Here is a 10021-nt window from a genome sequence, read left to right as displayed (position 1 = left end):
CTACGGAACCACCATTCCGGCGGAACACCTTCCAAGATTATTCGAGCGTTTCTACCGCGTTGATCCATCACGCGAGCGCTCGGCCCAGTCCAATGGCCTGGGGCTTTCGATCGTCGCCACGATCATGCAGTTGCACAGTGGCCGCTACAGCGTCACCAGCGAAAATGGCGTGACCTGTTTCGATCTGTTTTTTCCGATACGGGAGCAGTGAGAGCCAAAGCACGGGTGGATCAATGGATTGATTGGCAAGCGTCAGATCTCAACAAGTCGTGGAGTTATGCCTTCATGTCGCTGGTCCGGCATTCACCTGAACATCAGGACGGCCACGCATTGGCAGCCGCATGCAGCAACTGGTCGAGGCACATGGAGATCCTCAATCGACAGCTCGAATCAACCGGGGCCTACGTCAGCGGCGACGAGTTTTCTCTGGCAGACATACCGATCGGCCTATCGGTTAATCGGTGGTTTCAAACGCCGCTTGCTCATCCGGACTTTCCTGCCGTGAGCGACTATTACGAACGCTTGAGTCGTCGACCAGGCTATCGCCTGCATGGAAGAAACGGGACGCCATGATCTAAGTTTCGGGGGAGTTTGGTGTCCTGCATTGGGTCGATTACTGCCCTTGGCGACAGGCAGAAATCGGCCGACCGTGTTGAAAGGTCGGCTTCGGTTTCCACTAGTGTTTACACATCAGGCCATGCAGAACGCCGAACCTCAAGCCTGGCTCGGACGGAGTCATATGCGGGATACCAAATACCTTGAACGCCGCCAGCATGAGCACCAGGCCGCCGGGCAAGGCGCTCAGGCGATGGGTTGGCAAGCCCGCCAATTTGAGTCGTTTCACATGCCCCGCGTCCAGCAGACGCAATGACAAACGCAACAGACCGCCGTAGGTGATTCCGCTTTGGCCAGAGTCGTTCAATCCGTTGGCCTTGAGCACTTTGGCCAGCACCCTTGCGGTACCTGAAGAACCGATAGTCTGCTGCCAACCGAGTGCACGATAACGACGTGCAACTTTTTCAAACTGTAGAGTGGCCACCCGCTCAGCCTCGAGGAGCGCCTGAGCCGTGATACCGCCGCCCTGAAAGTAACGTGCGCCAAAGGTGCCGCTGCCGATGGCAATGCTCTCGGTCAACAGGGGGTGAGCACCCTGCCCCAGAATCAATTCAGTGGAGCCACCGCCGATGTCCACGACCAGTCGCATACTCTCAGTACCCGGTATCGTGTGGGCAACCCCGGCGTACACCAGTTGGGCTTCTTCATGCCCAGAGATGACGTCAATACGAAAACCCAAATGTCGCTCCGCACTGGACAGAAAAAGTTGAGCATTATCAGCTTCGCGGACGGCACTGGTCGCCACCGCACGTACACGACCGGCCTCAAAGCCGCGTAACTTTTTGCCAAATCGCGCGAGTGCCTGCCATCCCCGATCCAGCGCAAATTCGTTCAGCGACCCGCCCTGAAATCCCTCCGCCAGGCGGACAGGCTCACGCAGGGTTTTCACCTCCTGGATAATGAATTGCTGGTTCCGTTTGACCGACTGGCCAATCATCATGCGAAACGCATTGGAACCCAGGTCAATGGCCGCAAACAGGGAGGTGTCTCCTTTCATACGGGTATTCCTCGCACATTCATCAGCCATCAGGCGGAGCACTGCTGAGCGCTCAAGACGGTTTGCGAGGATCTTGCCATCGGTTCGATGACGCCATGATGACACCCACTCTCCATTTTCAATGCAACAGGCACCAGGCCAAGTTGTCTGGCAGAAGCCGAAGCGTTCGTAAAAAGACTGGAAGATCGTGTAGTCGCAGAAGCCAACCCGCCATGTGCTAACGTTCGCGCGTCGTCACTTTAAAGTCATTCGCCGATGTCTATTGCAGATAATCTCCTCGCCTTTACCTTCGCAGCCACTCTGCTAACGCTGACGCCCGGCCTCGATACCGCTCTGGTTTTGAGAACCGCAACGGTGGAAGGTAAGCAACAGGCGTTTCGCGCTGCGCTGGGTATCAATGCTGGCTGCTTACTGTGGGGCGCCGCTGTCGCCTTTGGCCTGGGTGCTCTGATTGCGGTATCGGAGCTGGCGTACAGCCTGTTGAAATACTGCGGCGCCGCTTATCTGGCATGGCTCGGATTGAACATGTTGCTGCGCCCGCGTAGCTCACTGTCGCCCGTCGAAGATGACGGCAAGCCAAATGCAAACTGGTTCCTGAAGGGCATGATGGGGAACGTCCTCAATCCCAAAATCGGCATTTTCTACGTCTCTTTTCTCCCTCAATTTATCCCCCACGGACACAGCCTGGTTGCCTGGACATTTGGCTTGGTCAGCATTCACGTGGTGCTGGGTCTGATGTGGTCTTCGACGTTGATTGGCGCGACTCAATCCCTTGCCGGCGTTCTGCGACGTGAGAAAGTGATCAAGTGGATGGATCACACCACAGGCATGGTCTTTGTTCTGTTCGCAGCTGGACTGGCCTTTAGCAAGCGCTGATGGCGCCATCCCCACCTGGCCGTGATTTACCTCCAGGCTGATTGCAGCCTTTCTCGATAGGCAGCAATCAGCCTGGAGCGCACGCACGGCTCCAACAATAAATTCCCCCCTTTGCTCGTGAAACTTGTGTTGAGGCCCACAGTCTTAGCCCGGCTTTGGAATCCATTTGCGAGCCAATACAGCGAAACGCTCTGCGGTCATTCCTCAGCCCACTATCGCCATTACCGTCGTCATCCCATCAGAGCTGCCCGCCTCATGCACCAGACCGTTCGCTCCTCCCGCGTTTTCTCGCTCTGCCTTATTCCTTTGCTCCCCCTGTTCGCCAGTCCCGCCCATGCCGGCGGGGAAAGGCAACTGGTGGAGGACATCAACGACTACCGCGCCCAACCGCAGCGCTGCGCGGGGCGCACGGTCCAAGCCTTGACGCCGCTGGCCCTGAAGTCGAACCTGGCCTTGCCGATCGGTTATGGAGGCGTTACGCGGGAGACGTTGAAGGATTCCGGCTATCAGGCGGCGTCTGTGCGGACTATCCGCCTGGTCGACGCTGAAGATGCCGAGGAGGCCTTTGACATGCTCGAGAGCCGCTACTGTGGGGCCCTGCTCGATACCCAGTTCACCGATATTGGCGTGTATCGCGACGAGAGTGAATGGCAGGTGGTGCTGGCGCGGCCCTTGCTCGATAGGCATCTGGACGACCCGCGAGCGGCGGGCAAGACGTTGCTGGCGCAAGTCAACGCGGCACGGGCGAAACCGCGCCTGTGTGGTCGTCAGCGCTTCGCCGCTGCACCGCCGCTGACCTGGAATGCCGCCCTGGGGACAGCGGCGCAGGGGCACAGCCGGGCGATGGCCAACGACAATTACTTCGCGCACCAGGACCCCAACGGTGATATGCCGTGGGACCGAGCGAAGGCCGCCGGCTACGGTGGCCGGCAGATCGGAGAGAACATCGCCGCCGGGCAGCGTTCGCCGGACAAGGCTATGGAAGGCTGGCTGGCCAGCCCCGGGCATTGCGCCATTCTGATGAACCCGATGTTTACCCAGGTTGGCGCGGCCTATGCCGCGAACTCGCATAGCGACAACGGCATCTATTGGACGATGCTGTTCGGCGCGAAATGAGGAGATGGGGGACACCCGTTAGCCGGTCCTGCGTCAAGATCCAAAGCCTACCCACGAAGACTACGCTGCTGTGCTGTCGGTGAACCTGAATGGTTTCTTCTACATCACCCAACTCGCCATCGCCGAGATGGAAAAACACGGCAGCGGCCATGTCGTCAGCATCACCACCAATCTGACGTATTCAGCCGGTCGCGACAGGCAGTAATCGGCCGAAGCTGTGTAAAAACGATTTAGAGCAAGTTAAACGGTCAGAACCAGAACGTTACTGGACAGTCGAGACTACAGTCGGCCTGGCAATACCCCCCTTGAAGTCTCTGTACGAACGCATTCTGCCCGCCTATTTCTCCATACAGGCCGTCTTCACCACCCTAAGTCTGGCGGGGTCTGGCTGCTGATTAAATCGCCCTGCCCAGGCAATGTTCGACCTACACCAGCACGGTCAACCAGGCCGACACCAGCAGCAAAAAAGCCAGTGCATGGTTCACGCGTTTGAACGCCTGTCGCGAACCAAAAAACCGAGCACTACCCACGCCGAACAACGCCCACAGGGTCATGCACGGCAAGGAGACCAACAGAAACACCAGCGACAACAACACCAGCCGCATGGTCTTGTCGCCGCCACCGGCAAACACGCTCGCTACCGCCACCGCCATCATCCAACAGCAGGAAAGGCAACAACGATTCCATGGTTCAGACTCCCTGAGGACACATCGAAGGGGCAGAAAAGAACAGCGCAAAAGACATGGCATGGACTCCTTGATCAGATAGGAGGCCTATGGTCGCGGGTCAGCTGGATTCAGTATGGAAGGTTTGAGCAGCGCTTGCGGTAGTCCGCTGGCGTGAGCTGGTAGGCACGGCGGAACCAGCGCCCCATATGGCTTTGATCGGRGAACCCGAGAGCACTGGCCACCTGCGCCGGCGACTCGCCCCGCGCCAGTAGCTGCCGCGCCTTGGCCAGACGCAGCTGGATCAGATAAGCATGAGGCGCCAGCCCAAAGGCTGCCTTGAAGGCCCGCGTCAGGCGAAAGCGATCGACACCACAGGCTTGAGCCAGATCATCCAGCCCGATGTCCTCGTAGACATGGGCATGCAAATAGTCACGCGCAACCTGGGCCACCAACGGCAGACGCGGATCAAAGGCCTGCCGCTTGCGCCAATCAAGGTGGCAAGTGAGCGAACCCAACAAGGTATCGATGGCGCTTTGGCGCACGATGCGCAAGTCACCCTCTTGGAGCACGTGGAAGGCTTGATAAATGGCAGTGGCCAGGCCCGGATCCTGGCTCAGGGTGTCGGCAAAACCCGGCTGACTGTTGGTCGGCGCGTGCTCGAACAACGCGTGCAACTCCCGTTCCAGCCAGTGCGGATCGAGGTAGAGCATGGAATAGGTAAACCCTTCCTCGGTCGGCGCATGCCCATCGTGGATTTCCCCCGGCTCCAGCATGAATACCTTTCCCGGCGTACTGAGGTGGCGAACGCGTCGGCAATTGAACTGCTGCACCCCCTGTTCGGTGACCCCCACCAGAAAACTGTCATGCCAGTGCGGATCGTAGGCATGCCCCCGAAAATGGGGTCCACATTCCCACCGGACAGAATCACCCCCACCCTTCTTCCAGCCATTGCTTCACGCTCCTGAATCAGCGCCGCAAGGGCCGCCGCACCCGCCCCTTCGGCAAGATTGTGGGTATCGGTGTAATACACGCACATGGCCTCGGCAATCTGCGCCTCACTGACTGATACGATTCGCTGTGCACCTTGCGCGTAGATGGCAAAGGCTTCTGGAATTGGCTTACGCACGGCAAGGCCGTCAGCAAAGGTATTCGCCGAAGCGGTTTCGCATATTTCTCCTGCGTCAAACGACAACTTTGCGGCCTCGGCATTAGTGGAAACCACACCCACCACCCGGGTGTTCAGGCCAAGTGCGTCGCGGGCGGCGATCACCCCACAAATCCCCGAGCCACAGCCAATCGGCACGTAGACCGTATCCAGATCCGGCGCAGCCTTGAACAGCTCCAGCGCATAAGTGGCCACGCCTTTGACCAACTCGGCATGGAACGGCGGAACCAGATAGAGGCCATGCGCTTGCGCCAGGCGCGCGGCCTCTTCACGGGCTTCATCGAAATCGCGACCACACTCGACCACTTCACCGCCAAAGGCGCGCATGGCATTGTTCTTTTCTACCGAGTTACCCTCCGGCACTACAATCAGCGCCCTCAAACCCAGCGCGCCGGCTGCCAGCGCCAGGCTCTGGCCATGGTTGCCGCGGGTGGCGGTGACAATACCCTTGATGCCCGGGTGCTCGCGCTTTAGCCAGTGCATAAAGGTAATGCCGCCACGCACCTTGAAAGCACCTGTCGGTGTGTGGTTTTCGTGCTTGACCCAAACGGTGCAACCCAAGCGCTCGGCCAACAAGGGCCAAGGGTATTGAGCGGTAGCGGGCATGACCTGATACACGTGGTGAGCAGCGTGTTCGATATCGTCGCGAGCCAGTCTGAGCATGAGTCGTCTCCCTGAGGTTTTGCCCAGTCTAGACACGAGCGCATCACGCAGGCTTTCAAAAAACTGACCTGACTTTTGTGCCCCCGCTTCACTACTATGGTGTTCATGAACCATCGAAGCCGCCTTCAGCCAACGCCCCGCCCCGAACCGGTCCGCCGAGTCGAGGCAGGGCCATGGACGATAGAATTGCTACCCGGCGCCGCCTACGCGACCCGGTATGTAGCGCCCCAGGCAGCGATTGGCTTTGCCTTCGACAGCCAGCGAGGCCTTCACGCCATTGGCAGCGACCGAGTGCTGCCCTTCGATGCCATGCCCAACGGTCTGGCGTTCGTCCCCGCCGGCTGTGACGTGCTGTCCGAGTCACCCATGGGCGGTGAATACCTGCGGGTAATGCGCACTGACGGTAATGCGTTGGTCGGGGAAAGTGCATTCAACAATCGCATTGATCAGCAGGCCATTACCCTCGCCCTGCGAATGCGCAGCGCGTTGTTGCAAACCTCCGTGGACGACGATTGGGAGGCCTGGGCACTCGCATTGGCTGAACGGGCGACGGGCGATCAAACATTTTCGGCTCCACCCCAAGGCTCTATCACCGGCAGCCGGATGCGTCTGCTCGATGAGTTCATTGACGCTGGTCTCGACKGGCCGCTGGGCATACCGGCAATGGCGGGCTTACTTGGATTGTCCGAAGGCTATTTCATGCGGGCGTTCAAGAACGCGACGGGCAAGAGCCCGCACAGTTACCTGATCGACCGACGTCTTGCCAAGGCCCGCGCACTGATACGCGATTCGACAGCAAGCCTGGCAGAGATCGCCCACACCTGCGGTTTTAACTCCCAGGCGCACATGGCAACCACGTTCAGGCAACGCCTTGGATTAAGTCCGGTACAGTTGCGCGGATATGTGAGGTCGTTAGTACAGGTGTCGGGTAGCTATCGGCCAGAAGCGGAAACACCGGCCTGTGTTGCGTCGGAAAACAACTAGAGATTATTAGAATGCCGATTCAGTGCCAAAGGTGCGGTCAAGGCTCAGTCCGAGCGATGCGTATCCGTTCTACGCACATTTTGCTGTGGGTCTGCGAGGAGTGTGAAGCAACATGGAAAAGCCAAGAGGACGTCAACGTCGGTGAGTTTGAAGACTACGGAATGCTAATGATGAGTATCGGACACAGTCCTTTGTGGTCGGAACTGAAGTCCCAGTAAAAAGCGCGTCCCCCTTCGTTTTACACTTTCTGCGAACCGTCCGCTTCGGGTCCAGTCTGTGTGAAAACGTTTTAGAGAAGGTTTGACGGTCAGGACTGGAACGAAAATCGCGTTCCTAAACAAACTTCCGGCCTGCTGATTAACCAAGCGTTGGCAGATTTACGTAGCAACGCAGATTTCAAAACGGCGCATGCGTTTTCACACAGTCTGGGTCAATAACAGGCCTTCGCGACAGGCAGATATCGACCAAGAGCGGTCGGTCGACACCGAAACTGCTCACGGGTTAAATTGCCGTCTTCATCATCAAACGGCGTCCAATATGACTGATATCTTTCAGGGCAGCTGCCTTTGCGGTGCCGTCAAATACGAAATCCAGTCACGACCAAAAGTTCTTTCTCACTGCCATTGCAGCCAATGCCGCAAAAGCCACGGAGCAGCGTTTGCCAGCTATGGCAGCGTGTTGCGCAGCGACCTGCATCTTGTCCAGGGCGCCGACGGCATCAAGTCGTACCCATCCTCTGAATCAGTACTTCGCCAGTTCTGCGCCGAGTGCGGTTCGTCGCTGTTCTGGTCAAGAAGCCAAGGTGCGTACGCCGAGTGGATCTCGATAGCGATGGGCACTCTGGACTCCACGTTCACTTCCGACAAGCAGAAACATATAGAGGTAGTGTCCAAGGCAACATGGTATGAAATTCAGGATCATTGGCCACAGTCCAAGTGACCATTTGGGGTTGATAACGGCCTATCACCATGTCCATGCGGGATCTCGCTACCTCACCCTTAAACTCAGATAGCAGCGTAGAGATCAGAGTCAGCTCAGTCGTTGCGCGCTTGATTGGACGACGTCATCCTGTATCAATGACGCCTAAGGGGATTTCAATGGATATTGACCGCCTTCTAAAAAAGCGGCAACTGAACGTGCAGGAGCAAAATGCTGTCATCGGCCACAAGCTCAGGCGAACCGCCAAGGCTTGGCTGGACGTTGGTGTTCCTGTTGCCTTGGCACGGTATGGCGAGACCAAAGGCATTAATTGGTCAGAAACCGTCGTACTTGAACTTGATATCGACTTCCCCGGAATGCCACGCCTCTATGGTCTGTTGCTTACTCAGGCAGAGCAGTTCATAGCGTTTGAAATTGATACCGATAGTGCTCATCAGCACATCGAATCGGTGGATCAATGGGAGGATGTGTCCGCTTACCAAGACTATTCGATTTCCAAGCGTGGCACTGGAAAAGGCTTCGCAGCGATTGCTCTCCAGGTCAGAGGTGAACTTTTCCCCCACTTGTAGGCGCCCGTTATCATTCGAAGTCGCACCAGTCAGGCTGAGCTCTTCTAGCTTTATTGAGTACAGTTTTAGATCGGTAGCAGCCCTTCATGACAGGCAAATATCAGCCAAAAGCAGCCATTGGAATATCCTCCCGACCATGAGACAACGACCGGACTTTTCGCGCGACCTTCCTCACTGGTCAGGCCTTTTCGAGAAACCGGGTCAGGTTGTATTCATCGCGAATGTCGGTCACCAGACCGCAGCCTTCATTACTGCCAGCCTGTCGGCAAGTTCTGGGCCGCTGATGCAACCGCTGAATGTTGTTCGCATCGGATCGGTATGTGTTGCCGAGCAATTTTGGGGGAAAGGTATTGGACGTAGGCTTATTCAACTCGTTAAAAACTGGGCAATCGAACATGACGCTCAGGACTTGAGGTTGTCTGTCTGGCCGTTCAATGCACGTGCGGCTCGCATGTACACAGAGTTCGGGTTTGAGACTCGTGCTTTCGAGATGGGAATGCGCCTGTAAAGGCGATCACCCTAAAGGTGAAAAGAGGTTCAAGGGACCTCAGCGGGGTCATTCGCGACTGACAGCCAATTGCGGTCATTCATTCTTGAACACCAAAAAATCGATAGGACTGAATATGAGCGAGCTACCGAAGTCCGGCACGGGCCATGATGATGTAACACGGAAGAAAATCCATGCTGCCGTAGCGGCGAGAAACTTGGCAAGCGCATCGAACAATACCAAGTGGGATGAGCTGATCAACCATTTCCGCCAGCTTCAGGGTTGGCGTCCGTCATACCGATTCAAGTCCGTCACTGGATACATCTCAGGGTGGGATGTCGAGTGGTTTTACCATCTACCGTTTCCATTTGCGTCCGTCGAATGGTTCGACATTGGTTTGTTGGAAGCAGCCCCCTCAAAAGGAAGGCTGCTTGCACGTACAACCATTGACCATACAGACGAAATATCGAAGGTCGTCGCACACATTGGATTCGAGTTTGACGTGCGCGCTGACGTTCTGAGAATTTGGGGGTACATCCCAAAATCGTATGAAGACTTTCCGCCTGTGTGACAGTCTGTAATGAAAACAGGACAGACTTATTTCTCTGTCATCAGCTTCGACGGCAATGAAGAATAAATCTGTCCCCCTTTTTCCACATCGTAATGTCACCCTGTGGTTTCCCGGCCCATCAAATGCTTGGGCTCTGGTGTACTCGCTTCAGGATGCCAGTGCCCCGTACCTTGACTTCATGTACACCAGCAAAGAGCCGCCTCAGGAAGCCCTGTCCGCATTGCTATGGAAGTATCCACAGTGCACCGTTATCGATTGGTCGCTCGGACGTTTGGCCTGCATCAAGGCCCAGGGTGTGGATGTTGAGACGCTAGCGGAAATTATCCGGGAAGTCGCTGAAACTGCTTGGGGTGAGCGCATCACAGTCGTCG

At 56.8% G+C, this 10021-nt stretch carries 8 protein-coding genes and 7 pseudogenes; 11 read left to right on the top strand and 4 right to left on the bottom strand.

Going from position 1 to position 10021, the window contains the following annotated elements; genetic code table 11:
- Positions 1-211, top strand: a 211-nt coding sequence (locus tag AC1DH9_RS23390) for an ATP-binding protein (protein ID WP_477808859.1), incomplete at its 5' end; no start/stop codon positions are given.
- Positions 202-573, top strand: a pseudogene (locus AC1DH9_RS23385) (glutathione binding-like protein); the annotation flags it as partial. The gene AC1DH9_RS23390 and the pseudogene AC1DH9_RS23385, both read left to right, overlap by 10 nt.
- A gap of 103 nt (positions 574-676) precedes the next feature.
- Here the strand turns inward: AC1DH9_RS23385 and AC1DH9_RS23380 are convergent.
- Complete coding sequence (locus tag AC1DH9_RS23380; RefSeq protein WP_427544982.1) at positions 677-1612, bottom strand: Ppx/GppA phosphatase family protein; 936 nt, start codon at positions 1610-1612, stop codon at positions 677-679.
- 255 nt (positions 1613-1867) lie between these two features.
- On the opposite strand from AC1DH9_RS23380, the gene AC1DH9_RS23375 reads away from it, so the two are divergent.
- The 3 genes and pseudogenes from AC1DH9_RS23375 to AC1DH9_RS23365 all read left to right on the top strand — a co-directional run.
- Positions 1868-2488 carry a LysE family translocator gene (locus tag AC1DH9_RS23375; RefSeq protein ID WP_103315940.1) on the top strand — a complete coding sequence of 207 codons (621 nt, stop codon included), beginning with the start codon at positions 1868-1870 and terminating at the stop codon, positions 2486-2488.
- A gap of 255 nt (positions 2489-2743) precedes the next feature.
- Entirely contained in the window at positions 2744-3604 is an 861-nt protein-coding gene (locus AC1DH9_RS23370; RefSeq protein WP_427544980.1) for a CAP domain-containing protein, read from the top strand.
- A gap of 49 nt (positions 3605-3653) precedes the next feature.
- Positions 3654-3779, top strand: a pseudogene (locus tag AC1DH9_RS23365) (3-oxoacyl-ACP reductase); the annotation flags it as partial.
- 250 nt (positions 3780-4029) lie between these two features.
- Here AC1DH9_RS23365 and AC1DH9_RS23360 read toward each other — a convergent pair.
- The 3 pseudogenes from AC1DH9_RS23360 to AC1DH9_RS23350 form a co-directional block, all read right to left on the bottom strand.
- Positions 4030-4263: pseudogene (locus AC1DH9_RS23360) on the bottom strand (LysE family translocator); the annotation flags it as partial.
- Positions 4264-4400: 137 nt separating this feature from the next.
- Positions 4401-5171 (bottom strand): annotated as a pseudogene (locus AC1DH9_RS23355) (helix-turn-helix domain-containing protein); the annotation flags it as partial.
- A 2-nt stretch (positions 5172-5173) separates the two neighbouring features.
- A pseudogene (locus AC1DH9_RS23350) lies at positions 5174-6100 on the bottom strand (threonine dehydratase); the annotation flags it as partial.
- Between the two features lie 96 nt (positions 6101-6196).
- On the opposite strand from AC1DH9_RS23350, the gene AC1DH9_RS23345 reads away from it, so the two are divergent.
- From AC1DH9_RS23345 to AC1DH9_RS23320, 6 genes and pseudogenes are all read left to right on the top strand, one after another.
- Positions 6197-7084, top strand: coding sequence for a helix-turn-helix transcriptional regulator (locus AC1DH9_RS23345; protein WP_477808858.1), 888 nt, complete (start codon positions 6197-6199; stop codon positions 7082-7084).
- 537 nt (positions 7085-7621) lie between these two features.
- On the top strand, positions 7622-8023 hold the full coding sequence (locus AC1DH9_RS23340) for a GFA family protein (protein ID WP_427544970.1): 402 nt from the start codon (positions 7622-7624) through the stop codon (positions 8021-8023).
- A 158-nt stretch (positions 8024-8181) separates the two neighbouring features.
- On the top strand, positions 8182-8592 hold the full coding sequence (locus tag AC1DH9_RS23335; protein WP_427544968.1) for a hypothetical protein: 411 nt from the start codon (positions 8182-8184) through the stop codon (positions 8590-8592).
- Between the two features lie 151 nt (positions 8593-8743).
- Positions 8744-9100: pseudogene (locus tag AC1DH9_RS23330) on the top strand (GNAT family N-acetyltransferase); the annotation flags it as partial.
- Between the two features lie 85 nt (positions 9101-9185).
- Positions 9186-9650 (top strand): DUF6678 family protein, encoded by a 465-nt coding sequence (locus AC1DH9_RS23325; protein WP_477808857.1) that lies wholly within the window; start codon positions 9186-9188, stop codon positions 9648-9650.
- Between the two features lie 55 nt (positions 9651-9705).
- Positions 9706-10021, top strand: a pseudogene (locus AC1DH9_RS23320) (hypothetical protein); the annotation flags it as partial.

It is taken from the genome of Pseudomonas sp. 05T35 (assembly GCF_056396605.1).
The sequence above is the reverse complement of the archived record's forward strand: the minus strand, read 5'-3'. Positions and strand labels throughout refer to the sequence as shown.

What these genes read in the sequence shown, in the direction of transcription:
- AC1DH9_RS23375 (WP_103315940.1), top strand. Translation starts at nt 1,868, where the DNA reads ATGTCTATTGCAGATAATCTCCTCGCCTTTACCTTCGCAGCCACTCTG.
- AC1DH9_RS23340 (WP_427544970.1), top strand. Translation starts at nt 7,622, where the DNA reads ATGACTGATATCTTTCAGGGCAGCTGCCTTTGCGGTGCCGTCAAATAC.
- AC1DH9_RS23370 (WP_427544980.1), top strand. Translation starts at nt 2,744, where the DNA reads ATGCACCAGACCGTTCGCTCCTCCCGCGTTTTCTCGCTCTGCCTTATT.
- AC1DH9_RS23335 (WP_427544968.1), top strand. Translation starts at nt 8,182, where the DNA reads ATGGATATTGACCGCCTTCTAAAAAAGCGGCAACTGAACGTGCAGGAG.
- AC1DH9_RS23380 (WP_427544982.1), bottom strand. Translation starts at nt 1,612, where the DNA reads ATGAAAGGAGACACCTCCCTGTTTGCGGCCATTGACCTGGGTTCCAAT.